Source organism: Variovorax sp. DAIF25, assembly GCF_050711835.1.
In the GTDB taxonomy this organism is placed as follows: domain Bacteria; phylum Pseudomonadota; class Gammaproteobacteria; order Burkholderiales; family Burkholderiaceae_C; genus Variovorax.
The window spans coordinates 2054540-2077692 of the sequence record NZ_CP136636.1 but is presented as its reverse complement, the minus strand read 5'-3'; the positions used below and the strand labels follow the sequence as shown (position 1 = coordinate 2077692).

The following is a 23153-nucleotide window of genomic DNA, read 5'->3' as shown; positions in this document are numbered from 1 at the left end:
CGGAGGTCAGCCGTGTCGCATCCCCAGCAGTTGTTCTTCGTCGGCGGCATCAAGCAGTTCCTGGGCGAACTCTTCCAGCACACCAAGGTTCTGGAGATCGGCAGCCTGGACATCAACGGCTCCGTGCGCAGCTTCTTCGAAGAGTGCGAGTACATCGGCCTCGACGTGGGCGAAGGCAAGGGGGTCGACCTCGTCTGCTATGGCGAGGACTACGGCGGCAAGGCCAACGAGTTCGACGTGGTCATCTCATGCGAGGCGATGGAGCACAACCCCGGCTGGCGCAAGACCTGGCTCAACATGCTCCGGCTGGCCAAGGATTCCGGTCTCGTGGTGATGACCTGCGCCTCGACGGGGCGGCGGCAGCACGGCACGGTCGACTACGCGCCGACCGATTCGCCGCTGACCATGGAAAAGCAGCAGAACTACTACCAGAACCTGGTCGAGGAAGACTTCAAGGCGATCATTCCCTGCGATGCCTGGTTCTCGGTCTGGTCGTTCTACTACGACCACACGAGCCACGATCTCTACTTCTTCGGCCTGGGCAAGGCAGCCTCTGCTGAGGCGATCCAGAAGGCGAACGAACTACGCGCTGCACTGGCCGACTACTATCACAAGCGCAACATCCTCGGCCTGCAGTAAACGACTCGCTACGAAACGGCACACGAAGTGACAGCGCCGATCCCGCTGCATTTCACCTCACTGGCGGACCGGCACATGGTCGGCGACGTGGTCGATGTATTCGTCGCCGCTGCCAGGAAGCTGGGCTACGAAGTCAGCACCGAGCATGCCGCCGTGCGCCATGACGCCATCAACGTGGTCTGCTTCGCGCACCACCTGGCGCCAGAAGTTCTGCAGGGCATGGAGACCAACTGCATCGTGCTGAACTTCGAGCAGCTCGTCGCGGGCTCGCAGGCGTTCAACGAATCCTATCTGACGCTGCTGCGCAATCACTACGTCTGGGACTACAGCCGGCACAACCTCGCCCGCCATGCCGAGCTGGGCATACCCAACGGCCATCACGTCCCTCTCGGCTATGAAGAAGACGCCGGCGACAACTTCAGCGTCGAGGACTTGCTTCCCGAAGCGCTGCAGGACATCGACGTGCTTTTCTTCGGCTCGCTGAATCAGAGACGCACCCAGGTCCTCGATGCGATGCGCAGAAAGGGGCTTCGAGTGGTCTCCAACGAGAACATGCTTTGGGACAGCGCGCATCGCGACCAGATGATCCGGCGTGCCAAGCTGGTCCTCAACATGCATTTTTTCGACAACTCGCGCATCTTGGAGATCCCCCGGCTCGCGATGCTTTTCAGACGCCGCAAGGCCGTGCTGTGCGAGCTCTATCCGGACAGCGAGATCTTCTATCCGGAGCTTCGGCATGCCGTCGCCGGCGTCGCCCGCGATGAACTGGCCGACATGGCCCTGCTGCTGACGAGCGCCCCCGGGTTGCGCCAACGATTGGCGCATCGAGGTTTCGAGATGTTCAGCGCTCGGCCACAGACCGCGGTTCTGGGCCCCGCACTCGCGGATTTCTTTGCGTGGCGCGCCAGGACTTCCGCGGCCGGCACGGCGTCCTGATCAGTTGCCCCCGAAGAAGCCCGACAACTCGCGCGCCAGGGCCTCGACTTCATCCTGCGTCATGTCGACGATCGCCTCCGGGGCGCGCTGATTCTGCGTGTCCCGGATGCTCTCCTTTTGCTCTTGGCGCGACGCCGAATCGTGGTGCAGATGGAACAGCGGCACGTCCATCGAATGCCAACGGACGCCGAGTCGCGAGGCGCGGCGCAGCAGTTCGTCGTCCTCGCCACCCCAGCCTTCGAGCCGCGCGTTGTAGCCACCCACGCGGATGTATTCGCCGCGCTTGAAAAACACGATCCCACCGTTCGCATTGGGGTAGAGCACGATCGCGTCCTCGGGCAGGTTCTTCGGATCGATCACGGCCAGACGCGCATGATCCGGATCGGCCATGAAATCCTGCTTGAGCGCACCGGCGATGTTGATCACCGACCAGTAGGGACACAGCGCATCGCTGTCCGGTCCTTCCAGCAGCGCATCGACGCAGGCACGCATCGCCCACGGCATGGCGATCGAGTCGGCATCGTGGAAGCAGATCACCGGGCTGCGCGCGAGCCGCACGCCGGTGTTGTAGAGCATCGACTTGGGGAACGGGCCGTCGTGCGGCACGAAGACATGCCGGATGTGCGGATCGTCGAGCCGGCGCCAGTCGAAGCTCGGCGTGGCCGCGGCCTCGAGCAGCCACAGCCGGTAGTCGGTGTAGGTGCGCCCCAGGTGCGCGAGCACGGTGTAGAGGTTCTCGCGCCGCTCCTCGTTGGCCTCGCGGTACGACACGATGATGTCGATGTCGCGCAGGGAGGTCTTGTTCGCTTCGGCCATGGCGCTGCGGCTCTCAGAAAGGCCGGTAGAGGATGAAGTTGTCGTCGCCCGCGGGCTGCTTGAAGCGGGTGTCCCGGATCTCGAGCTGCACCGGCTGGGTCTTCTCGTCCTGGTAGCGGTTGAAGATGCCCGCGCCGTTCACCTTCTCGACCACTTCCGCCAGGCCGGGGCCGGCCCAGTTGTCATGGCCGCGCAGCAGGTAGAAATGCATCACGCCGCACTGCTGGTGCGCCCAGTAGTCGTGCCACGAGAAGGAATCGGGCCGCCAGAGCGAGTTGTGGCCCTCGAAGAAGACGGGGCGGCTCATCGGCATGCACTCGGGCGTGGAGATGAGGATATAGCGCGAGCGGTAGTTGAGGAACTCCAGCAGGTCCCGGCCCTGCGAATGCAGCATGTGCTCGATCACGTCGCCGAGGATGACGACGTCGTAGAGGTCGCTGCTCTGCTTGTACAGCCCGTCGGCGGTGATCGGCAGGATGTGGTGGTAGCCCGTTTCGCGCAGGCCCGGGAAGGCCGCTTCGTCGCATTCGAGCGCGGTGAGCTCGCAGCGTGGAACGATGTCCTTGAGCAGCGCGCCGTACTTGCCGCCCCCGGCGCCGATGTCGAGGATGCGCTGCGGGTCGATCGCCCGGACGATCTCCTGCGTCAGGACGTCGAAGGTGGGCCAGGAATAGCCTATGTGTGCCATGGGAATCCCTCTGCTCTCGCTGCTGTTCTGGGGCGTACGACTGTACAGGAGCGCCCTGGCGCGGCGGGCGCCGCGGTGTCAGGTTCTGCACGGTTGCGCGGGCTTTGATCGCCCCGGACGGCGGCTAACGGATCTTCTGCGAGGCCGCGTCGATGGCGGCCATGTACACCGACCGGTAGGGCTCGGACAGGCTCACGAAATGGACCAGCAGCGTGTCCTCGTCGGCCAGCAGCGGCGGGGTGTTGAGGCTGAGGTTGTCCAGCACGCTGTGCTCGCCGAGCAGGCCCTCCTCCTTCAGCACCTCGTTGGTGTAGTGCTGGTCGCCCAGGCTGCTGTAGACCTGGGACTTGTCGGCCACCTCGCCGATGCGCGCCCAGATGCGTTCCAGCAGCGCGAGGTTGGCTGGCGTGTTGCGAAAGCCCATGACGCCCGAATTGAAGCGCCAGGCACCGACGTCCTTGGCCAGCAGCAGGTCGCGGCCCTGCAGCAGCGGCTCGAAGGGGCGCGCCTGGTTGCGGAAGACCACGTCGGCGTCGACCCAGATCACCCAGTCGTGCTGGGCCAGGTGCTGCTGCAGCAGCCAGGTGCGCACCCACGAGCCGTTGATGCCGGGCCCGATCGCCTCGGGCAGCGCCCGGTACACGTGGTACGCGTGGCCATGGCGCTCGCAGTAGCGGCGCACGTTGTGCTCCGACACGCGCGCGTAGGTGGCGATGTGGTGGGTGTAGAGCGTGAGGAAGGCGATGCGCGCCTGCGGATTGACGCTGGTGCACGCCTCGTCGGACAGCGCCGGATAGTCGGGCGGCTGCAGCACCGGGCGGCCCTGCATCAGGGCGCCGTTGACCTCGCGCACCAGCAGCGCCTGCAGGTTCAGGTCGTGCAGGATCTCGTCGCGCCAGCCACCGTCGGGCAACGGCACCGGCAGCGCGGCGAGGTTCACCACGAAGACCCGCGCGTCGTGCCACTGCGAGACGCGCCACGAGACGTTGACGTAGGCCTCGGCCAGCACGCTGTTGCAGGGCAGGAGCCCCGCCGGCGCCAGGCGCGCGGTCTCGTCGAGGCGCGGCGATTCGAGCGCGACCACGTGGCCCGCGTCGATGATCAGCTGATGCAACAGCGCGCGGTTGCCGGGCGTGTTGCGCAGCACCAGCATGTTGGTCATGGCGGGACCGGCGCGGTCGCCGGTCGATGGCCCCTCGAGCGCGACGAGGTCGCGCCCCTGCATCAGCGCCTCGACCGCGACCGGATGGAACACCACCGAGTCGCCGTCGAGGAACAGCAGCCAGTCACCCTCGGCCAGCGTGCGCAGGTGGCGCAGGATCTGGCTGTACTTGGCGCTCGCGCGCAGCGCCGGATGGGCGATGCGCTCGGTGTCGGCCCACTGGTGCGGATAGCCGAACAGGCGGCAGTAGTGCGCATGGTTGCGCAGCACCGCCTCGTCCGCGCGCTGAAGAAGGCTGAGGCACAGGGGCATGGGTCACTCCAGGCAGCGGACCGCCGCGGGCGACGATGGCGTCGCGCTAGATGTCGAGCAAGCGGCGCGCATCGAGGTACCCGCGCGAACGCGTGAGCGCCTGCCAGTCGACAGGCTCGCCTTGCGGCAGCAGGCCGCGGCGCCGTGCCTCGCTGGCGCGCGCCTCGGCACCGGGCTGCCAGCGACCGGCGCGTTCGGCGGCTTCGAAGCCGTCGAGGAACTCGTCGAGCGGCCGGCCTTCGCCGATGCTCTGGTTGCACAGCAGTGCGAGATCGCAGCCGGCGCCCAGCGCAGCCAGCGCCGCGTCGGCGAAGCTCAGCAGTTCGCCGTCGATGTAGCGGCCGGCCTCCATGCTGAGGTCGTCGCTGAAGATGGCGCCGTCGAAGCCGAAGCGGCCGCGCAGGATCTCGCGCAGCCAGCGCGGCGAGAAGCCCGCGGGCCGGCTGTCGACCTTCGGATAGATCACGTGCGCCGGCATGACCGCCGCCAGCGCACCGCCGAGCCAGTCGTAGGGCCGCGCGTCGTCGGCCAGGATGGCCTTGAGGTTGCGCTTGTCGACGGGAATCTCGACATGCGAATCGGCATTGACCCAGCCGTGTCCCGGAAAGTGCTTGCCGCAGTTGCGCATGCCCGCGAGCAGCATGCCGTGCATCAGGCTCTTGGCCAGCAGCGCGACCACGCGCGGATCGCGGTGGAAGCTGCGCGTGCCGATCACGGTGCTGCGGCCATGGTCGAGGTCGAGCACCGGCGCGAAGCTGAAGTCGACACCGCAGGCACGCAACTCGCCGGCCAGCACCTGGCCCGCCGCGGTCGCGACCTGGGTGGCCTGCATCGCGTCGCGCATCCAGAGCTCGCCCAGCGACTGCATCGTCGGCAGGTGGGTGAAGCCATCGCTGCGAAAGCGCTGCACCCGCCCGCCCTCGTGGTCGACGCAGATCAGCAGGTCGGACCGGATCGCCTTGATCTCGGCATTGAGCGCCGTCATCTGCGCGCGGCTTTCCCAGTTGCGCGCGAAATGGATCACGCCGCCCACGCGCGGATGCGCCAGCCGGCGGCGGTCGGCATCGGTCAGCGCCGTGCCGGCCACGTCGACGACCAGCGGCGAGAGAAGCAGTTCCTCGGTCTTCGCACTCATGGCGCGGGCCCATCCTTGCGTTCGACCACCACGAAGCTCGCGGCGTATTCGGTTTCGTCGGTGACGGTGACGTGGGCCGTGAGGTTCTGCGCCTCGAACCAGGTCTTGAGCTCGCCGTGCAGCACGATCACCGGCTTGCCGCTGCGCAGGTTGGCGATCTCGCACAGCCGCCAGCTCATCGGCATGCGCATGCCCATGCCGATGGCCTTGCTGAAGGCCTCCTTGGCCGAGAAACGGGTGGCGAGGTAGCTGAGGCCGCGCTTGGGCCAGCGCTCGCTGCGGGCCTTCCAGACCGCGAATTCGGCGTCGCTGAGCACCCGGCGCGCGAAGCGCTCGCCCTGGCGCTCGAAGGTCGCGGCGATGCGGCGAACGTCGCAGATGTCGGTGCCGATGCCGTAGATCATGCGGCGGCGTGGGCCTCGGCGATGCAGCGCAGGTAGTCGCGCGTGGTCGCTGCATAGCCCAGCTCGAGCGCGTCGGCCACGAAGGCATGGCCGATCGAGACCTCCTGCACGCCGGGCACCGCCTTCAGGAAGGGCGTGAGGTTGTCGCGGCTCAGGTCGTGGCCGGCGTTCAGGCCCAGGCCGGCAGCGAGCGCGGCACGCGCCGTGGCCGCGTAGCGCTCGAGCACGGCCTGCTCGTCGGGCGTGCCGCGCGAGGCTGCGAAGGATTCGGTGTAGAGCTCGACGCGGTCGGCACCGACGGCCTTGGCCGCGGCCATCATCTCGGGGATCGGGTCCATGAACAGGCTGACGCGCACGCCCAGCGCCTTGGCTTCCGCGATCAGCGGGCGCAGGCGCTCGGCATCGTCGGGGAAGGTCCAGCCATGGTCGCTGGTGGACTGGGTCTCGCTGTCGGGCACGAAGGTGGCCTGGTGGGGGCGCAGCTCGCGCACGAAGTCCATCAGGTTCTGGAACGGATTGCCCTCGATGTTGAACTCGATGCCGGGCCAGTCTTTCGCCAGCAGCGCCGACAGGTCGTGCACGTCGTGCGTGCGGATGTGGCGCGCATCGGGCCGCGGATGCACGGTGATGCCCTGGGCGCCGGCCTGCAGGCACAGGGTGGCGGCCTTCACCACGCTCGGAATGCCCAGGTGGCGCGTGTTGCGCACCAGCGCGACCTTGTTGAGATTGACCGACAGCGCGGTGGTGCCGGCCGAGGCAGAGGAAGTGCTCATAGTGCTTGGATATCTCTCATCAACTGCCGCGTACGCAGCGTGGACACGCCGCAATGGTAGTTGAGCAGCGCGCGCAGCTGGTTGCGCAGCGCGCTGTTGCTGCCGTTGCTCAGGGTCGCGACCAGCCGCAGCGTGGCCGTGAACGGCGCGCGGTCGTCGAGCGCCGCCTGCAGCCGCTGCCAGTCGGCGCCGGCCAGCGCGGCCTCGTCGTCGGCTGCGGCGCGCAGGCCGGCCTCGGCGACCAGGGCGTAGCGGGTGCCGGCTTCGAGCGACTCCAGCGTCAGGGTCTGCACGTCGAGCTGCGGCAGCAGGCCGACCCCGCGCAGCAGCAGCAGCTCGAAGGCGCGCAGCGCGGCCGCCTGGGTGGCGGCCTGGGCGCCGCCGTGGTCGCCGGCCAGCACCTGCACCACGCCCCCGTAGGCGTCGAACAGGGCCTCGTGCGCGTCGTCGCGTGCCAGCAGGCGCAGCAGCAACTCGTTGAGGTAGTAGCCCGACAGCAGCGCATCGCCGGTGGGCATGACGTGGCCGCCCATCCATTCCGCGCCCTTGAGGGTGCGGATCTCGGCATCGCCGCCGTAGTTGATCTCCAGCGGCTGCAGCGGCAGCAGCACCGGGCGGAAGTTGGAGCTCGGCCGCTTCGCCCCCTTGGCCACGAGCGCGATGCGCCCGTGGTGGCGGGTGAAGACCTCGAGGATCAGGCTCGACTCGCTCCAGTCGTAGCGATGGAGCACATAGGCCGGTTCGTGCGAAACGCGGTGGGCGGCGACCACTTCATTCGTAGCCGAACGAGCGCACGCGGGCCTCGTCGTCGGCCCAGCCCGAACGCACCTTGACCCAGAGTTCGAGGAACACCTTGGCGTCGGCCAGCTTCTCGAGCTCGACGCGGGTTTCCATGCCGATGCGCTTGATGCGCTCGCCCTTGTCGCCGATCACCATCGCCTTGTGGCTGTCGCGCTCCACCACGATGGTGGCGGCGATGCGCAGCAGGCGCTTGTGGCCCTTCTTCTGCGGCGCTTCCTCGTCGAACTTGTCGATGACGACGGTCGAGGTGTAGGGCAGCTCGTCGCCGGTGAGGCGGAACAGCTTCTCGCGCACCAGCTCGCTGGCGAGAAACTTCTCGCTGCGGTCGGTGAGCTCGTCCTCGTCGTAGAACCAGGGCTGCTCGGGCAGGTACTTCTCGCAGATGCCGAACAGGCGTTCGACGTCCTTCGCGTTCTTGGCCGACATCGGCACGAACTCGGCGAACTCGTGCTTGGTCTGCATCTGCTGCAGCCAGGGCGCGATGTCGCCGCGGCGCCCGACGTTGTCGAGCTTGTTGGCCAGCAGGATCGTCGGGATGCCCTTGCCGAGCAGCTTGAGCACGCGCTCGTCGGCCGGCGTGAAGCTGCCGGCCTCGACCACGAACAGGATCAGGTCGACGTCGCCGACCGCGCCCTGCACGGTCTTGTTGAGCGACTTGTTCAGCGCGTTGCCGTGCAGGGTCTGGAAACCCGGCGTGTCGACGAACACGAACTGCGTGGCACCGAGCGTGCGCATGCCGGTGATGCGGTGGCGCGTGGTCTGCGCCTTGCGCGAGGTGATGCTGATCTTCTGGCCGACCAGCGCGTTGAGCAGCGTCGACTTGCCCACGTTGGGCTTGCCGACGATGGCGACCAGACCGCAGTGCTGCGGGCCCGTGGCTTCCGATGGTTTGGATTCGCCCGTCGGGTCCTGGGGCTGTGCTGCTGATTTGATAGCGTCGTTCATTTCGTTTTCACGCGCCGCCGCGTGCCTTGAGGCGGATCAACATGGCGGCGGCTGCCGCCTGCTCGCCGGCGCGGCGCGAACCGCCGATGCCGCGTTCACGAAGGCCCAGTTCGGGCACTTCGCACTCGACGTCGAAGGTCTGCTTGTGCGCTGCCCCCAGTGTCCCCGCGACGCGGTAGACGGGCAGCTTCATTTTGTGACCCTGCAGCCATTCCTGCAATTCGGTCTTCGGGTCCTTGCCCACCGCTTCCATGCGCGGATTGATCTCGACCGCCTCGTAGAGCCGGTGCACCAGCGCCTGCGCGGCCGAGAAGCCGGTATCGAGGTAGACCGCGCCGATCAGCGCCTCGAGCGCGTCGGCCAGGATCGAGGGCCGGTTCGGACCGCCCGAGCGGGCTTCGCCCTCGCCCAGCCGCAGCAGCGGCGAGAGCGCGAGGCCCACGGCCAGCCGGTGCAGGGTGTCCTGCTTCACGAGGTTGGCACGCACGCGCGACAGGTCGCCTTCGGGCAGGGCCGCGAGGCGGGTGTAGAGCAGGTGCGAGACCGCCAGGTTCAGCACCGAGTCGCCGAGGAACTCGAGGCGCTCGTTGTGGTCGGCGGAGAAACTGCGGTGCGTGAGCGCGAGCTGCAACAGCCGCGGGTCGGCGAACGTGTACTTCAGGCGCGACTGGAGCGCCGTGAGGCCGCCGTCCACCTTGCTTCCCTGGGCGTTCAGTTGGTCTCGCCCTTGTACTTGAGCACGAGGTAGGCGGGGCCGAACAGCGGGATCTCGCGCTCGTAGGAGAAGGCCACCACGACCTTGTCGTTGACCTTCTTGATGTCGAGGTCCTTGCCGGTGACCGACTGGAAGTCGTCGATGGCCTGGGCGCGATCGAAGATGGCGCGGATCTCGGGCACGGTGCTGCCTTCCTTGGCCTTGTTGGCGGCCTTGTAGATCGCCTGGTACTCGATCAGCGTCGGGATGACCTGGGCGACGACGACGCCCACACAGGCCAGCACGACGGCCACGAACACGAGCCCGATGAACGAGATGCCGCGCTGGCGCGCCGCACTGTTCCGGCTGGACCGAACAGTTCTCATACCCTCATACCCCTCGAACGATTTGCTTGATGCTTATTGAAACGGACCGATGCGTCCCAGGTCGCCGAAGTTCATCCAGACGAAGAAGGCCCTGCCCACGATGTTCTTGTCCGGCACGAAGCCCCAGAAACGGGAGTCGGCCGAATTATCGCGGTTGTCGCCCATCATGAAGTAGTTGCCGGCCGGCACCTTGCAGGTGACGCCTTCGACCGAGTAGCGGCAGTTCTCGCGGAAGGGGAAGTCGCTGGCGCCGGGCACGAAGGCGGGGCCGGCGTCGTCGTTGAGGATCTTGTGCTGCTTGCCCGCGAGGTTCTCGTCGAACTGCTTGAGCAGGCGCATCGACTCGCCGTCGAGGTAGTCGGGCGCGGCCTCCTTCGAGACCGGCTGGCCGTTGATCGTGAGCTTCTTGTTCAGGTAGGCCACTTCGTCGCCTGGAATGCCGACCACGCGCTTGATGTAGTCCTGGCTCGGCTTGGGCGGGTAGCGGAACACCACCACGTCGCCGCGCGCCAGCGGCGTGCCGTCGGTGATCTTGGTGTTGATCACCGGCAGCCGCAGGCCGTAGGTGAACTTGTTGACCAGGATCAGGTCGCCGGTGAGCAGCGTGGGCATCATCGAGCCCGAGGGAATCTTGAACGGCTCGTAGAGGAACGAGCGCAGCAGGAACACGACCAGGATCACGGGGAACAGCCCGGCGGTCCAGTCGAGCCACCAGGGCTGCATCAGCAGCCGCTCGCTGGCCTTGGCGTCGGCGGTGTCGACCTGCTTGATGCCCTGGCCGGCCAGCCGCGCATTGCGCTCGGCCAGCGAGCTCTCGAGCGCGGCCGCCGCGCGCTCGCGCCGCGGCAGGAAGTAGAAGCGCTCGGCCAGCCAGTAAAGGCCGGTGACCACCGTGGCCAGGAACAACAGCAAGGCGAAGTTGCCCTCGATCGCTCCGAAGTACCAGGCGCCGATGTAGCCGGCGAATGCCGCGAGGATGAGGGAGGTGATGAATGCCATGTTGATCAGTCTTCGACTTGCAGGATCGCGAGGAAGGCCTCTTGCGGGACCTCGACCGAGCCGATCTGCTTCATTCTTTTCTTGCCCGCCTTCTGCTTCTCGAGCAGCTTCTTCTTGCGGGTGATGTCGCCGCCGTAGCACTTGGCCAGCACGTTCTTGCGCAGCGCCTTGATTGTCTCACGCGCAATGATGTTGACCCCGATGGCGGCCTGGATGGCCACGTCGAACATCTGGCGCGAGATGATCTCGCGCATCTTCGACACCACCGCGCGGCCGCGGTACTGCGACTGGGTGCGGTGCACGATGATCGAGAGCGCATCGACCTTCTCGCCGTTGAGCAGGATGTCGACCTTGACCACGTCGGAGGCGCGGTACTCCTTGAACTCGTAGTCCATGGAGGCATAGCCGCGGCTGACCGACTTCAGCTTGTCGAAGAAGTCGAGCACGATCTCGCCGAGCGGCATCTCGTAGGTCAGCATGACCTGGCGGCCGTGATAGGCCATGTTCATCTGCACGCCGCGCTTCTGGTTGGCGAGCGTCATGACGGCGCCGACGTATTCCTGCGGCATGTACAGATGCACGGTCACGATCGGCTCGCGGATCTCGCTCATCTTGCCGACCTCGGGCATCTTGGACGGGTTCTCGACCATGATGACCTCGCCGTCGCTGCGCACCACCTGGTAGACCACGCTCGGCGCGGTCGTGATCAGGTCCTGGTCGAACTCGCGTTCCAGGCGCTCCTGCACGATCTCCATGTGCAGCAGGCCGAGGAAGCCGCAGCGGAAGCCGAAGCCCAGCGCCTGGCTCACCTCGGGCTCGTAACGCAGCGAGGAGTCGTTGAGCTTGAGCTTCTCGAGCGCGTCGCGCAGCGAGTCGTACTCGCTGGCTTCGGTCGGATAGAGACCGGCGAACACCTGCGGCTGGATTTCCTTGAAGCCCGGCAGCGCCTCGGTCGCGGTGGCGGCCGCACCGCCCGTGCCCGGCTTGATCAGCGTGACGGTGTCGCCGACCTTCGCGGCCTGCAGCTCCTTGATGCCCGCGATGATGTAGCCCACCTCGCCCGCCTCGAGCGAAGCGCGCGGCTCGTTGGCCGGCGTGAAGACACCGACGTTGTCGGCGTTGTAGCTGGCGCCCGAGGCCATCATCTTGATGCGGTCGCCCTTCGCGAGCCGGCCGTCGACCACGCGCACCAGCATCACGACGCCGACGTACGGATCGAACCAGCTGTCGACGATCATCGCGCGCAGCGCGGCGTCGGGATTGCCGCGCGGTGCCGGCATCTTGTGCACGATCGCCTCGAGGATGTCGTCGATGCCCAGGCCGGTCTTCGCCGAACAGGGAATCGCATCGGTCGCGTCGATGCCGATCACGTCTTCGATCTCGGTGCGTGCGTTGTCGGGATCGGCGTTCGGCAGATCCATCTTGTTGAGCACGGGCACCACTTCGACACCGAGGTCGAGCGCGGTGTAGCAGTTGGCCACCGTCTGCGCTTCCACGCCTTGCGATGCATCGACGACGAGCAGTGCGCCTTCGCATGCCGACAGCGAGCGACTCACTTCATAAGAGAAGTCGACGTGGCCCGGCGTGTCGATCAGATTGAGGTTGTAGACCTGTCCATCGCGTGCCTTGTAGTGCAGTGCCGCGGTCTGTGCCTTGATGGTTATCCCACGCTCTTTCTCGATGTCCATCGAGTCGAGCACCTGCGCTTCCATCTCGCGTTCCGCGAGGCCGCCGCAGCGCTGGATCAAACGGTCTGCGAGCGTCGACTTGCCATGATCGATGTGCGCAATGATCGAAAAATTTCTGATGTGATTCATCAACGGGAACGCTTAAGTACTTGAATTGGCTCGTGCACAGAGGGCAACAGGCAAGAAAAAAGGGCGCGTCTCCTGGAGACGCGCCCTGAACCAACAAGCAATGGCAACTGCAGTAGTTGGAACTTCATTGTAGGCAAAAAGGGAAGCACGTACATCCGGGAACAGGGTCCAAACAGGTCGTTGCGGGTCAACAACAAGCAACTTATAAACAACTTATCAACAGGCTTGGTGGAGCACTCTCTGAACAACTTGTGGGCGATCTGTGGAGCGTCGGTGGACTGTCACCTAACATCTCGCATCGTGAAGGAGACCGCTCGGCTTATGCGCCGACTCGCCGCCGAGAGGCCGCTATTCTACCGAAAACGGTCCTTAGCCCTTCCTTAAGTCAGCAATCACTAACAAATCACCGGCTCGGGGCCGATGCAGATTTTTTTAGAGCGGCGCGCCGAAGCGTCGCAAACAGCTCAAAAAAATGGCCCCAAACCCGACTGACGGGTGGGGCCACTTGACGGCACCGCCGGGATCAGCGTGCGGGCCGGATGAGCGCGTACTGCGCCCACTCGCCACGGCGGAACAGCACGCTGAGCGGCTTGCTCTTGTCGGCCTTGCCCACGGCCGACTCGAATTCGCGGGCGTTCAAGACCTCGATGTTGCCCACGGCCAGGATGATGTCGCCCTCGCGCAGGCCGGCACGCGCCGCGGCCTCGTTCGCGGCGTCGACCTTCACGCCGCCCTTGAGCTTGAGCTCCTTCTTCTGCGCATCGCTCAGGTCGCTGACCGCGAGGCCCAGCGACTTGGCGGCGGCCGAAGCCTGCGGCTTGGGCGCCGGCTCCTCGCGGTCGGTGGCGCGCTTGGCCGGCTTGTCGGGCTCGATCTCGGCGATGGTCACGCTCAGGTCGCGCGAGCTGCCGCGGCGGAACACCGTCAGCGTGCTCTTGGTGCCGGGCTTGGTGTTGCCCACCAGGCGCGGCAGATCGCTCGGCTTCTCGATCGCCTTGCCGTCGAACTTGGTGATGATGTCGCCCGGCTCCACGCCGGCCTTCTCGCCCGGCGAACCGGCCTCGACGCTGCGCACCAGCGCGCCCTGCGCCTTGCCCAGGCCGATCGATTCGGCGACGTCCTTGGTGACCTGATCGATCTGCACGCCGATGCGTCCGCGCGAGACGCGGCCCGAGGTGCGTAGCTGTTCGCTCACGCGGATCGCTTCGTCGATCGGGATCGAGAACGAGATGCCCATGAAGCCGCCCGAGCGCGAATAGATCTGGCTGTTGATGCCGACGACCTCGCCACGCATGTTGATCAGCGGACCGCCCGAGTTGCCGGGGTTGATCGCCACGTCGGTCTGGATGAACGGCAGGTACTCGCCGGTGTCGCGCTGCTTGGCGCTCACGATGCCCGCGGTGACGGTGTTCTCGAGACCGAAAGGCGAACCGATGGCCATCACCCATTCGCCCACGCGCAGCTTGGAGATGTCGCCTACCTTCACGGCCGGCAGGCCGGTGGCCTCGATCTTCACCACAGCCACGTCGGTGCGCTTGTCGGCGCCGACGATGCGGGCCTTGAACTCGCGCTTGTCGGGCAGCGTGACCATCACCTCCGAGGCGTCCTCGACCACGTGCGCATTGGTCATCACGTAGCCGTCGGCTGTGAGGATGAAACCGGAGCCCACGCCGCGCGGGCGTTCTTCTTCCTGCGGCTGCGGCCGGTTGGGGCGCGGCCCCTGGCGCGGAGTGCCGGGAATCGGTTGGCCGAAGAAGCGGCGGAAGAACTCCTGCATCTCCTCATCCATCTCGCCGCCATTGCCGCTGCGCTGCGCCACCTTCTCGACGGTGCGGATGTTGACCACCGACGGGCCGACCTGGTCCACCAGGTCGGTGAAGTCGGGCAGCGTACGGGTGGCGGTCTGCGCGTGCACCGGCTCGGCCGGCATGAACGCCAACCCGGCCGTGAGCGCCAGCATGGACGCGAACACGCCGGAACGGAGCTTGTGTCCCTCGATCTTGAACATCATCGGTTGTCTTTCAAAGAGAACGGCTGCGACTCGAAACAGGTACTGAGAGTTTCCGCTTCTCGCCGGATCGGGCGAGAAAGGTGTCGGACATGTTCTTTTCAACGCGTGCGTGCGAGGCTCTGCGCGAAGGCGTCCAGGGTTTGCTGCGGCACTTCGCCTACCGCCGTGAGCCACCAGTCGTTGGCCGGCTCGGGCAAGCGCCTGCGGATCGCATTGGTCGCGCCGATGGTCAGCACGCCGTCGCGCGGTGCGCGCTTGGCGTCGTAGCGCTCGATGAAGAGCGACACCGAGGCGAGGCCATCGGAGAAGATCCATTGCACGGTACGGTCCTGCGTCGCGGCGTTCTTGTCGCCGCCCGCGGCCGGCCGCCGGAAGAAGCTGCGCGGCTTGAAGCCGGCCACCGGCGCGCTCAGGGTCCAGCCCTCGTCCTGCGCGCTGGTGCGCTCGAGCTCGAGCTTCTCGATGCGATAGCCGGCGGTGTTGGCCATCATCTGCGCCAAGGCCTGGGCCTTCACGGGCACGTCGAGCTGCAGCTCGGAGAAGGCCGATTGCTCGACCACGCGCGACTGGTCGTCGAGCGTCTGCAGCTTGACGACCAGCCCGGTGCGGCGCTCGCTCCAGATGCGATAGCCGAAGCGCAGGCCGTCGTGCGGCGTCAGTTGCACCACGTCCGCGTCGAAGCCGGCCACGCGGTCCTTGCCGATGGGCCGCACGTCGTAGAACTCGCCGATCGACGAATCCTGCTTGTCGGGCAGATTGGGGAAGAGATCGAGGTTCTCGCGCTTCTCGACCTTCACCACCTTGGCTTCGGGCAGGAAGGTCATGACGCTCTGGTTGCGGCGGAAGGTCGAACGCTGCGGGCCGCTCAGCGCCTCGATGCGTTCGATCTGCTGCTCGCCGTCGCGCACATGCCAGATGCGCGCACTCGACAGATCGCCGCCGGGCGCGGACACCACGAAGGTCCCGACGTAATTGCGCTGGCGCGCGCCCGCGTGCATGCGCTGCAGCCACTCGGTGACGCTCATGGCGGGCGGCTCGCCCGCCGCCTGGGCCGATGCCGCGCCCCGGGTGTTCGCCGCACTGGAACGGGTCTGCGCGGAAGCGATCTGCGCGATGCAAAAAGCGGCAAGCACGAGCACGAACGCACGTGCGGAGATCGGCATCTGAACAGTCATTGGCAGGGAAGGAGGCAGAGGCGCGCGCTCAGCGCGTGGGCCCTTCGAAGGTCGCGTTGCGCAGGAAACCGGAAGGCATTTGCGAGGCGCCGCCCGCCTGCTGGTGTGCCTCGAGCAACTGGTCCAGGCGCGGATCGCGCAGCATCACCTGCGGCTTGCCGTTGCCCACGATCACGCGCGTGGGCGTGAGCGTCGAGCCCTGCGCGCCATTGGTGGCGGCCGATGCGAGCACCGGGCCCGACACGGGTTGTTGCTGCGCCAGTTGGGCACCGGCCGGGCCGTTGACGACACCGCTGCCGACCCAGCTCCAACTGATGGCGGCCACGGCCACCAGCGAAGCGGCACCGGCCACCAGCTTCCAGCGGAAGACCGGCTCGTTGGCCGCGTCGGCGCGACGCTGAAGCGGCACCACCTGGGCCTCGGGAACGGCCGCCACGGGCCGGATCGACACCGGCTCGGCCGCCAGCCGCTGCTGGAAGCGGGCCAGGAAAGCGCTGCTGTCGCTGCACGCCACGTTGGCGCTCGAACGCAGCACGTCGCCCACCACATGGTAGGCCTGCCACGCCGCGCGGTACTCCTCGTCGCCGCAGACCTTGTCGATGGCCTGCGCGAACTCGTCGCCCTGCAAATGACCATCCGCGAGCGCCGACACCTGTTCTCGAACCGTCATCGTCTGATTCATTTCGTTCACCTGATTTTGCTTACCAACGCTTGCCCGACTGGTTGTCGAGCAGCGGTTTGACCCTGGCCGAAATGGCCTCGCGCGCACGGAAGATCCGCGAACGCACGGTGCCGATAGGGCAATCCATGACTTCGGCAATCTCTTCGTAACTCATGCCCTCGATCTCGCGCAGCGTGACTGCCTGGCGCAACTCCGCGGGGAGCGCTTCCATGGCGGACTCGACCGCGGCCGCGATTTCGTTGGCCGCCATGACCGATTCGGGGGTTTCGTCGGTGGTTGGTTCGTTTCCCGGACGGTAAGTTTCATCGTCGTCCTCGGAAGAAGGCCGCAGGGCGCTTTCCGAGATGGTCGGGTCGCGCTTCATGTCGACCAGCGCCTTCTTCGCGGTGTTCACCGCAATCCGGTAGAGCCAGGTGTAGAACTGCGCCTCGCCGCGGAATTGGTGCAGTGCACGATAGGCGCGGATGAAGGTTTCCTGCGCGATGTCCTCGACCAGGTCGACATCGCGCACCATGCGCCCGATCAGGCGCTCGATGCGGCGCTGGTACTTGATGACCAGCAGTTCGAAGGCCTTCTGGTCGCCCGCCACCGTGCGCTGCACGAGCTGGAAGTCGATCTCGCCCGGACGCGGCGCCGCAGCGGCGTCGGTCAAGCCGGAATCCGGCGGCACGGGCGGCGGGGACGTGGTCATCGAGAGGGGGATTTCAGGGTGCGTCGGCGGGTGCGGTCGCGCGCCAGACATCGCCGCCGGTGTCGGCAGCGGGGGGGCGCGAATATACCGCACGGCGCAGATCGCGCCAGCGCTCGGGCATCGTCTGCCGCTCGACCCAGAGCCAGCGATGCGGCCGGCCCGGTTCGCTCAGGCGCAGCAGCAGCAGCGATTGCAGGTCGAGCGCGACGACGGCGCGCGCGGCCAGGACCGAGCGCGCCGGATCCGCGGCATCGGAAGCCGCGGGCGCCAGCGACCAGAACTGGCCGTCGAAATGAAGAAGACCCGCGCCGTCGCGGCGCAGGCCGATGCCGGCGGCCGCCCCTGCGAACAGCACGCTGAGCAGCAGCAGCGCATGGCGCCAGCCAACGCTATCGAAAAAGTAGCAGGACGCACCCGCGCAGAGCGCGCCGAGTGCCCAGACCACGGTCAGGAGGCGGGCTGCGCCACGCGAGCGCCCCACCGGGTAGGTCACCGACGGTGCGCCGTGCATGGGAGATGAAGACTCAAGCGCGCTTGAACACCAGCGTGCCGTTGGTGCCGCCGAAGCCGAAGTTGTTCTTGACCGCGACATCGATCTTCAGATCGCGCGCCTCGTTGGCGCAGTAGTCGAGATCGCACTCCGGATCCTGGTTGAAGATGTTGATCGTCGGCGGGCTCTTCTGGTGATGCAGGGCCAACACCGTGAACACCGATTCGATGCCGCCCGCGCCGCCCAGCAGGTGGCCGGTCATGGACTTGGTCGAATTCACGACCAGCTTCTTCGCATGGTCGCCGAAGGCGTTCTTGATCGCATTCGTCTCGTTGAGGTCGCCGAGCTGCGTCGATGTGCCGTGCGCATTGAGGTACTGCACCTGGTCCGGATTGACGCCCGCATTGGCGAGCGCCATGACCATCGAACGGCGCGGGCCGTCGACGTCGGGCGCCGTCATGTGGTACGCATCGCCCGTCAGGCCGAAGCCCGCGACTTCGGCGTAGATCTTGGCGCCGCGTGCCTTGGCATGTTCGTACTCCTCGAGCACGACCACGCCCGCACCCTCGCCGAGCACGAAGCCGTCGCGATCCTTGTCCCACGGACGCGAGGCCGTGGCGGGATCGTCGTTGCGCGTGCTGAGCGCGCGCGGCGCGGTGAAGCCACCGATGCCGAGCGGAGAGATGGTCGACTCGGCGCCGCCCGCGATCATCACGTCGGCGTCGCCGTACTCGATCATGCGCGCCGAAGTGCCGATGGCATGCAGGCCGGTGGTGCAGGCGGTGACCACGGCGATGTTCGGGCCCTTGAAGCCGTACTTGATCGACACGTGGCCCGAGATCATGTTGATGATCGACGCCGGCACGAAGAACGGCGACACGCGGCGTGGGCCGCGGTTCACCAGCTCGCCGTGCGTGGCCTCGATCATCGGCAGGCCGCCGATGCCCGAACCGATGTTGCAGCCGATGCGGACCGCTTCCTCGTACGGGAGTTCTTCGCCGGTCTTGAGCCCGCTGTCCTGCACCGCCTGGATCGCGGCGGCCATCCCGAGATGGATGAAGCGGTCCATGTGGCGCGCTTCCTTCTCGGAGATGTATTGGGCGATGTCGAAACCCTTCACCTCGCCCGCGAACTTGCAGGCGAAGGCGCTCGCATCGAACGCGGTGATGTTCGCGATGCCCGAATTTCCCGCCAACAGGTTGGCCCAGGAATCGGCCACCGTGTTTCCGACGGGAGCGATGCAACCGAGTCCGGTCACGACGACGCGGCGTTTGGTCATGCCGGCAAACCTTTCTGGAAGCGCTGGACGACGGCCGCTCGGCGCATGCGGTTCCGAAAGAAAGCCGCCGGCCGCCGCAGTGTCGTCAGTTGGGGCCGATCAGGCCTTTTGATTCTTGGTGGCGTAGTCGACGGCGTTTTGCACCGTGGTGATCTTTTCGGCGTCTTCGTCGGGGATCTCGATGCCGAATTCGTCTTCGAGTGCCATCACGAGTTCGACCGTGTCGAGCGAGTCAGCGCCGAGGTCGGCCACGAAAGCCTTTTCGTTCGTCACTTGGGACTCTTCCACGCCGAGCTGCTCGGCGATGATTTTCTTGACACGTGCTTCGATATCGCTCATTTGATTCCCTCTGAGGGTTGTAGGTAACCGGTGGATTTTAGCCGGGCGGATTGCGAGCTTCCCCGCAGGCCCGGCACGACGAAAAGCTTGCGCCTTGCGGCTACATGTGCATGCCGCCGTTGACGTGCAGTTCCTGCCCCGTCACGTAGGCGGCCTGGGGAGATGCGAGGTACGCCACCGCATGCGCGATGTCGGCGGGCTTGCCCAGATGGCCCAGCGGGATTTGTTGCAGCAGCGCCTGTTGTTGCGCTTCGGGCAGGCTGGCCGTCATGTCGGTCTCGATGAAACCGGGGGCGACGCAGTTGACCGTGATGTTGCGGCTGCCGAGCTCGCGCGCCAGTGCGCGCGTCATGCCGGCCACGCCGGCCTTGGCGGCCGCGTAGTTGGCCTGGCCGGCATTGCCGGAGGCGCCGACCACGCTGGTGATGCTGATGATGCGGCCGTAGCGCTGCTTCATCATCGGGCGGATCACGGCGCGCGACAGGCCGAAGACGGCCTTCAGGTTGGTGTCGAGCACCGCATCCCAGTCGTCGTCCTTCATGCGCATCGCGAGCGTGTCGCGCGTGATGCCGGCGTTGTTGACCAGCACGTGGATCGCGCCGTAGGCCTTCACGATCTCGTCGATCAGCGCCTCGACGGCCGCGCCGTCGTTCACGTTCAGCGCGCGGCCGCGGCCGTCGTAGGCGCTGAGCATGGCGGTGATCTTGGACGCGCCCTCTTCCGTGGTGCCGGTGCCGACCACCTTGAGGCCGCGCTGCGCGAGCTCCAGGGCGATGGCCGCGCCGATGCCGCGCGATGCGCCGGTGACCAGGGCGACTTGCCCTTCGAATTTGGGAATGCTCATAAGAAGAAAGAGGTCTCTGGGCCTGGCACCGGTCAGCCGGCGAGCGATTGTCGAACGTCGGCGAGCGTGGCCGGGTCGTACACCGACGCGGCTTCGAGCTCGGGGGCGATGCGCTTGGCCATGCCGGCCAGCACCTTGCCCGGACCGCACTCGATGATGGCGGCTACACCGCGCAGTTTCAAGGCCTGGACGCTTTCGACCCAGCGAACCGGGCCGGCGGCCTGGCGCACGAGTGCGTCGCGAATGCGGTCGGCATCGGTCTCGACCGCCACGTCGATGTTGTTGAGCACCGGGATCTGCGGCGCGGCCAGCGTCACCGAGGCCAGCTTCTCGCGCAGCGCTTCGGCCGCGGGCTTCATCAGGCTCGAATGGAACGGGGCCGACACCGGCAGCGGCAGCGCGCGCTTGGCGCCGTTGGCCTTCAGCGTCTCGCAGGCCTTCTCGACCGCCGCCTTGCTGCCCGCGATCACGGTCTGCATCGGGTCGTTGAAATTCACGGCTTCCACCACTTCGGCGCTGCCGGCGCCGAACGAGGCAGTGACTTCCTGGCAGTTGGCGATGACCTTGGCAGCCTCCATCCCGAGGATGGCGGCCATGGCGCCGGTGCCGACCGGCACGGCCTGCTGCATCGCCTGGGCGCGGAAGCGCACCAGCGGCGCCGCCTGCGCGAGCGTCAGCACGCCCGATGCCACCAGTGCCGAATATTCGCCGAGCGAATGGCCGGCCACCACCGACGGCGTGGCGCCGCCTTCGGCCAGCCAGGCGCGCCAGGCGGCCACACCGGCCACCAGCATCACGGGCTGGGTGTTGGTGGTGAGCGCCAGCGTTTCCTTCGGGCCGGTCTTGATCAGCGCGCCGATATCTTCGCCGAGCGCTTCGGAAGCTTCGCGCAGCGTTTCGGCCACGGCCGGGTGATCGCCCCAGGCATCGAGCATGCCGACCGCCTGCGAACCCTGACCCGGAAAGACAAAAGCAAAGGATTTCATTGTTGTATGCGTCACGTCGCGCGGCCCGCCTAGGCAGGACCGGCTGTCTCGCCCACTAATTACTACAGATTCAGCAGCACCGCGCCCCAGGTGAAACCGCCACCCACGCCTTCGAGCATGAGGGTTTCACCCTTCTTCACCTTGCCGGAACGCACCGCTTCGTCGAGCGCCAGCGGAATCGAGGCTGCGGACGTGTTGCCGTGCTCGTTGACGGTGACGACCAGCCGCTCGCGCGGCAGCTTCAGCTTCTTGGCCGTGCCTTCCATGATGCGGATGTTGGCCTGGTGCGGAATCAGCCAGTCGATGTCGGCCTCGGTCTTGCCGGCCTTGGCCAGCGTGGCGCGCGCGGCTTCCTCGAGCACGCGCACCGCGAGCTTGAAGACCGCCTGGCCGTCCATGTGCAGCAGCGGCGTGCCGAGCACGTTGCCGCCCGACACGTGGCCGGGCACGCAAAGAATGCCGACATGCTTGCCGTCCGCATGCAGGTCGGTCGCCAGGATGCCGGGCTCGTCGCTGGCTTCCAGCACCACCGCGCCGGCGCCGTCGCCGAACAGCACGCAGGTGGTGCGATCGTTGAAATCGAGGATGCGCGAGAACACCTCAGCGCCGATCACCAGCGCGCAGCGTGCGCTGCCCGTGCGGATCATGGCGTCGGCCACGGTCAGCGCATAGACGAAGCCGCTGCACACGGCCTGCACGTCGAAAGCCGGGCAGCCGGCGATGCCGAGCTTGTTCTGGAGGATGGCCGCCGACGAGGGGAACACCATGTCGGGGGTCGAGGTGGCCACGATGATCAGGTCGACATCGCTGGCCTTGCGTCCCGCCGCCTCGAGGGCGTGGCGGGCGGCATGCAGGCCCAGGTCGCTGCTGCCCACGTCGGGCGCCGCGAAATGGCGCGCATGGATGCCGGTGCGCTCGACGATCCACTGATCGGAGGTCTCGATGCCGCGCGCCGCCAGTTCCTTGGCGAGATCGTCGTTGGTCACCCGGCGCGGCGGCAGATAGCTGCCGGTGCCGGTGATGCGTGAATATGGGCTCATCAAAACGTGAAGCTAGACCGCGTCGGCCGTCGCCGCCGATTCCTGCCGCGCAAGCAAAGGCGCGGCGTGGGCGATACGGGCCCGAACGCGGTCGAGCAGGTTGTTGCGAGCGGCATCATAAGCGCGATCCAGCGCATGGCCGAAAGCCGTCTCGTCGGCCGAACCGTGGCTCTTGAAAACCAGTCCACGCAGGCCCAGCAGCGCCGCGCCGTTGTAGCGGCGATGATCCAACCTGTTCTTGAACGCTTTTAGGACCGGATAAGCCACGATGGCAGCAATCTTCGTGAAGATGCTTCGCGAGAACTCGACGCGGATGAACTCGCCAATCATCGAAGCCACGCCCTCGCTGGCCTTCAACGCCACATTGCCGACGAAACCGTCGCAGACCACGATGTCGGTCGTGCCCTTGAAGATGTCGTTGCCTTCCACGTTGCCGTAGAAGTTCAAATCCTTGGAATTGGCAGCCGTACGCAGCAGTTGGCTGGCTTTTTTGATCGTTTCGCTGCCCTTGATCGCTTCCTCGCCCACGTTGAGCAAACCGACCGAGGGCGACTCGTTGCCGGTCAGCGCCGACACCAATGCCGAGCCGAGCACGGCGAACTGGAGCAGGTCCTCGGCATCGCAATCCACGTTGGCGCCAAGGTCAAGCACCGTCGTGGCGCCGCCCTTCGCGTTCGGCAGCTGGGGCGCAATGGCGGGCCGGTCGATGCCGTCGAGCGTCTTGAGCAGGTAGCGCGCAATGGCCATCAGCGCGCCCGTGTTGCCGGCGGAAATCGCGGCCTGCGCCGCGCCATCCTTCACCTGCTGGATCGCGACCCGCATCGACGAGTCTTTCTTCTTGCGCAGCGCGATCTCGATCGGATCGTCCATGCCGACCACTTCGCTGGCCGGAACGATCCGGGCGCGAGGATGCGCGGCAAAGCCAGCCAGCGCATCGGGCGCGCCGACCAGCAACAGCGAGGCCTCGGGATGGCGCTCGAGAAAAGCACGGCAGGCCGCGAGCGTGACGCGCGGGCCATGGTCGCCCCCCATGCAATCGACGGCGAGCGTGATTGCCGAAGGCGCAGCAGTGGAAGCCGGGGAAGAAGAAGGCGTAGCCATCAAAACAA

General features: G+C 66.6%; 26 protein-coding genes. 3 read left to right on the top strand and 23 right to left on the bottom strand.

Annotated elements, in window-relative coordinates; all coding sequences use genetic code 11:
* Nucleotides 1-12 precede the first annotated feature (12 nt).
* Both R0232_RS09500 and R0232_RS09495 read left to right on the top strand, forming a co-directional pair.
* Complete coding sequence (locus R0232_RS09500) at nt 13-639, top strand: hypothetical protein (RefSeq protein ID WP_208513657.1); 627 nt, start codon at nt 13-15, stop codon at nt 637-639.
* A gap of 27 nt (nt 640-666) precedes the next feature.
* Nucleotides 667-1575: a hypothetical protein gene (locus R0232_RS09495; protein ID WP_208513656.1), complete on the top strand. Its 909-nt coding sequence runs from the start codon at nt 667-669 to the stop codon at nt 1573-1575.
* Here the strand turns inward: R0232_RS09495 and R0232_RS09490 are convergent, their stop codons facing one another.
* The 14 genes from R0232_RS09490 to R0232_RS09425 all read right to left on the bottom strand — a co-directional run bounded on the left by R0232_RS09490 (nt 1576) and on the right by R0232_RS09425 (nt 15543).
* On the bottom strand, nt 1576-2391 hold the full coding sequence (locus R0232_RS09490; protein ID WP_431511940.1) for a galactosyltransferase-related protein: 816 nt from the start codon (nt 2389-2391) through the stop codon (nt 1576-1578).
* Between the two features lie 13 nt (nt 2392-2404).
* Nucleotides 2405-3079 carry a methyltransferase gene (locus R0232_RS09485; protein ID WP_093348704.1) on the bottom strand — a complete coding sequence of 225 codons (675 nt, stop codon included), beginning with the start codon at nt 3077-3079 and terminating at the stop codon, nt 2405-2407.
* Nucleotides 3080-3203: 124 nt separating this feature from the next.
* On the bottom strand, nt 3204-4553 hold the full coding sequence (locus R0232_RS09480; protein ID WP_431511939.1) for a galactosyl transferase GMA12/MNN10 family protein: 1350 nt from the start codon (nt 4551-4553) through the stop codon (nt 3204-3206).
* A 46-nt stretch (nt 4554-4599) separates the two neighbouring features.
* The gene (gene nagZ / locus R0232_RS09475) at nt 4600-5688 is read right to left on the bottom strand and encodes a beta-N-acetylhexosaminidase (protein WP_431511938.1); all 1089 of its coding nucleotides are present in this window, start codon (nt 5686-5688) and stop codon (nt 4600-4602) included.
* On the bottom strand, nt 5685-6092 hold the full coding sequence (acpS, locus tag R0232_RS09470; RefSeq protein ID WP_057592281.1) for a holo-ACP synthase: 408 nt from the start codon (nt 6090-6092) through the stop codon (nt 5685-5687). The genes nagZ and acpS overlap by 4 nt, the downstream gene beginning before the upstream one ends.
* Nucleotides 6089-6865: a pyridoxine 5'-phosphate synthase gene (locus R0232_RS09465; protein WP_296780127.1), complete on the bottom strand. Its 777-nt coding sequence runs from the start codon at nt 6863-6865 to the stop codon at nt 6089-6091. Before R0232_RS09465 ends, acpS begins: the two co-directional genes overlap by 4 nt.
* Nucleotides 6862-7635 (bottom strand): DNA repair protein RecO, encoded by a 774-nt coding sequence (recO, locus tag R0232_RS09460; RefSeq protein ID WP_431511937.1) that lies wholly within the window; start codon nt 7633-7635, stop codon nt 6862-6864. The genes R0232_RS09465 and recO overlap by 4 nt, the downstream gene beginning before the upstream one ends.
* Nucleotide 7636: 1 nt before the next feature.
* Nucleotides 7637-8611, bottom strand: coding sequence for a GTPase Era (era, locus tag R0232_RS09455; protein WP_431511936.1), 975 nt, complete (start codon nt 8609-8611; stop codon nt 7637-7639).
* A 7-nt stretch (nt 8612-8618) separates the two neighbouring features.
* A complete protein-coding gene (rnc, locus tag R0232_RS09450) occupies nt 8619-9305 on the bottom strand; it encodes a ribonuclease III (protein ID WP_431511935.1) in 687 nt (228 codons plus the stop codon).
* A 17-nt stretch (nt 9306-9322) separates the two neighbouring features.
* Nucleotides 9323-9691 (bottom strand): DUF4845 domain-containing protein, encoded by a 369-nt coding sequence (locus tag R0232_RS09445; protein WP_093348686.1) that lies wholly within the window; start codon nt 9689-9691, stop codon nt 9323-9325.
* A gap of 33 nt (nt 9692-9724) precedes the next feature.
* Entirely contained in the window at nt 9725-10690 is a 966-nt protein-coding gene (gene lepB, locus R0232_RS09440; protein ID WP_208513649.1) for a signal peptidase I, read from the bottom strand.
* Between the two features lie 5 nt (nt 10691-10695).
* Nucleotides 10696-12507 carry a translation elongation factor 4 gene (lepA, locus tag R0232_RS09435; RefSeq protein ID WP_208513648.1) on the bottom strand — a complete coding sequence of 604 codons (1812 nt, stop codon included), beginning with the start codon at nt 12505-12507 and terminating at the stop codon, nt 10696-10698.
* Nucleotides 12508-13030: 523 nt separating this feature from the next.
* Entirely contained in the window at nt 13031-14518 is a 1488-nt protein-coding gene (locus tag R0232_RS09430; protein ID WP_431511934.1) for a DegQ family serine endoprotease, read from the bottom strand.
* Nucleotides 14519-14616: 98 nt separating this feature from the next.
* Nucleotides 14617-15543, bottom strand: coding sequence for a MucB/RseB C-terminal domain-containing protein (locus R0232_RS09425; RefSeq protein ID WP_256222763.1), 927 nt, complete (start codon nt 15541-15543; stop codon nt 14617-14619).
* On the opposite strand from R0232_RS09425, the gene R0232_RS09420 reads away from it, so the two are divergent.
* Entirely contained in the window at nt 15533-15685 is a 153-nt protein-coding gene (locus tag R0232_RS09420; protein ID WP_256222762.1) for a hypothetical protein, read from the top strand. The two genes, R0232_RS09425 and R0232_RS09420, sit on opposite strands and share 11 nt — an antisense overlap.
* Nucleotides 15686-15721: 36 nt before the next feature.
* Here the strand turns inward: R0232_RS09420 and R0232_RS09415 are convergent, their stop codons facing one another.
* The 9 genes from R0232_RS09415 to plsX form a co-directional block, all read right to left on the bottom strand.
* A complete protein-coding gene (locus tag R0232_RS09415) occupies nt 15722-16375 on the bottom strand; it encodes a sigma-E factor negative regulatory protein (RefSeq protein WP_093348672.1) in 654 nt (217 codons plus the stop codon).
* Nucleotides 16376-16394: 19 nt separating this feature from the next.
* Complete coding sequence (rpoE, locus tag R0232_RS09410) at nt 16395-17066, bottom strand: RNA polymerase sigma factor RpoE (RefSeq protein WP_093348670.1); 672 nt, start codon at nt 17064-17066, stop codon at nt 16395-16397.
* 13 nt (nt 17067-17079) lie between these two features.
* Entirely contained in the window at nt 17080-17577 is a 498-nt protein-coding gene (locus tag R0232_RS09405; RefSeq protein WP_093348668.1) for a hypothetical protein, read from the bottom strand.
* A 13-nt stretch (nt 17578-17590) separates the two neighbouring features.
* Nucleotides 17591-18835 (bottom strand): beta-ketoacyl-ACP synthase II, encoded by a 1245-nt coding sequence (gene fabF, locus R0232_RS09400; protein ID WP_057592294.1) that lies wholly within the window; start codon nt 18833-18835, stop codon nt 17591-17593.
* A 99-nt stretch (nt 18836-18934) separates the two neighbouring features.
* A complete protein-coding gene (gene acpP / locus R0232_RS09395; protein ID WP_007830471.1) occupies nt 18935-19174 on the bottom strand; it encodes an acyl carrier protein in 240 nt (79 codons plus the stop codon).
* 100 nt (nt 19175-19274) lie between these two features.
* Nucleotides 19275-20018: a 3-oxoacyl-ACP reductase FabG gene (gene fabG / locus R0232_RS09390; RefSeq protein ID WP_057592295.1), complete on the bottom strand. Its 744-nt coding sequence runs from the start codon at nt 20016-20018 to the stop codon at nt 19275-19277.
* Nucleotides 20019-20050: 32 nt separating this feature from the next.
* The gene (gene fabD, locus R0232_RS09385) at nt 20051-21004 is read right to left on the bottom strand and encodes an ACP S-malonyltransferase (RefSeq protein WP_431511933.1); all 954 of its coding nucleotides are present in this window, start codon (nt 21002-21004) and stop codon (nt 20051-20053) included.
* Nucleotides 21005-21066: 62 nt separating this feature from the next.
* Nucleotides 21067-22044 (bottom strand): beta-ketoacyl-ACP synthase III, encoded by a 978-nt coding sequence (locus R0232_RS09380; RefSeq protein WP_093348663.1) that lies wholly within the window; start codon nt 22042-22044, stop codon nt 21067-21069.
* A 12-nt stretch (nt 22045-22056) separates the two neighbouring features.
* A complete protein-coding gene (gene plsX / locus R0232_RS09375) occupies nt 22057-23145 on the bottom strand; it encodes a phosphate acyltransferase PlsX (protein WP_208513645.1) in 1089 nt (362 codons plus the stop codon).
* Nucleotides 23146-23153: the final 8 nt, after the last annotated feature.

Coding starts and splice junctions, on each gene's coding strand:
- R0232_RS09490 (WP_431511940.1), bottom strand. CDS start 2,391: ATGGCCGAAGCGAACAAGACCTCCCTGCGCGACATCGACATCATCGTG.
- R0232_RS09485 (WP_093348704.1), bottom strand. CDS start 3,079: ATGGCACACATAGGCTATTCCTGGCCCACCTTCGACGTCCTGACGCAG.
- R0232_RS09480 (WP_431511939.1), bottom strand. CDS start 4,553: ATGCCCCTGTGCCTCAGCCTTCTTCAGCGCGCGGACGAGGCGGTGCTG.
- nagZ (WP_431511938.1), bottom strand. CDS start 5,688: ATGAGTGCGAAGACCGAGGAACTGCTTCTCTCGCCGCTGGTCGTCGAC.
- acpS (WP_057592281.1), bottom strand. CDS start 6,092: ATGATCTACGGCATCGGCACCGACATCTGCGACGTTCGCCGCATCGCC.
- R0232_RS09465 (WP_296780127.1), bottom strand. CDS start 6,865: ATGAGCACTTCCTCTGCCTCGGCCGGCACCACCGCGCTGTCGGTCAAT.
- era (WP_431511936.1), bottom strand. CDS start 8,611: ATGAACGACGCTATCAAATCAGCAGCACAGCCCCAGGACCCGACGGGC.
- R0232_RS09445 (WP_093348686.1), bottom strand. CDS start 9,691: ATGAGAACTGTTCGGTCCAGCCGGAACAGTGCGGCGCGCCAGCGCGGC.
- lepB (WP_208513649.1), bottom strand. CDS start 10,690: ATGGCATTCATCACCTCCCTCATCCTCGCGGCATTCGCCGGCTACATC.
- lepA (WP_208513648.1), bottom strand. CDS start 12,507: ATGAATCACATCAGAAATTTTTCGATCATTGCGCACATCGATCATGGC.
- R0232_RS09430 (WP_431511934.1), bottom strand. CDS start 14,518: ATGATGTTCAAGATCGAGGGACACAAGCTCCGTTCCGGCGTGTTCGCG.
- R0232_RS09425 (WP_256222763.1), bottom strand. CDS start 15,543: ATGAGCGTCACCGAGTGGCTGCAGCGCATGCACGCGGGCGCGCGCCAG.
- R0232_RS09415 (WP_093348672.1), bottom strand. CDS start 16,375: ATGAATCAGACGATGACGGTTCGAGAACAGGTGTCGGCGCTCGCGGAT.
- rpoE (WP_093348670.1), bottom strand. CDS start 17,066: ATGACCACGTCCCCGCCGCCCGTGCCGCCGGATTCCGGCTTGACCGAC.
- R0232_RS09405 (WP_093348668.1), bottom strand. CDS start 17,577: ATGCACGGCGCACCGTCGGTGACCTACCCGGTGGGGCGCTCGCGTGGC.
- fabF (WP_057592294.1), bottom strand. CDS start 18,835: ATGACCAAACGCCGCGTCGTCGTGACCGGACTCGGTTGCATCGCTCCC.
- acpP (WP_007830471.1), bottom strand. CDS start 19,174: ATGAGCGATATCGAAGCACGTGTCAAGAAAATCATCGCCGAGCAGCTC.
- fabG (WP_057592295.1), bottom strand. CDS start 20,018: ATGAGCATTCCCAAATTCGAAGGGCAAGTCGCCCTGGTCACCGGCGCA.
- fabD (WP_431511933.1), bottom strand. CDS start 21,004: ATGAAATCCTTTGCTTTTGTCTTTCCGGGTCAGGGTTCGCAGGCGGTC.
- R0232_RS09380 (WP_093348663.1), bottom strand. CDS start 22,044: ATGAGCCCATATTCACGCATCACCGGCACCGGCAGCTATCTGCCGCCG.
- plsX (WP_208513645.1), bottom strand. CDS start 23,145: ATGGCTACGCCTTCTTCTTCCCCGGCTTCCACTGCTGCGCCTTCGGCA.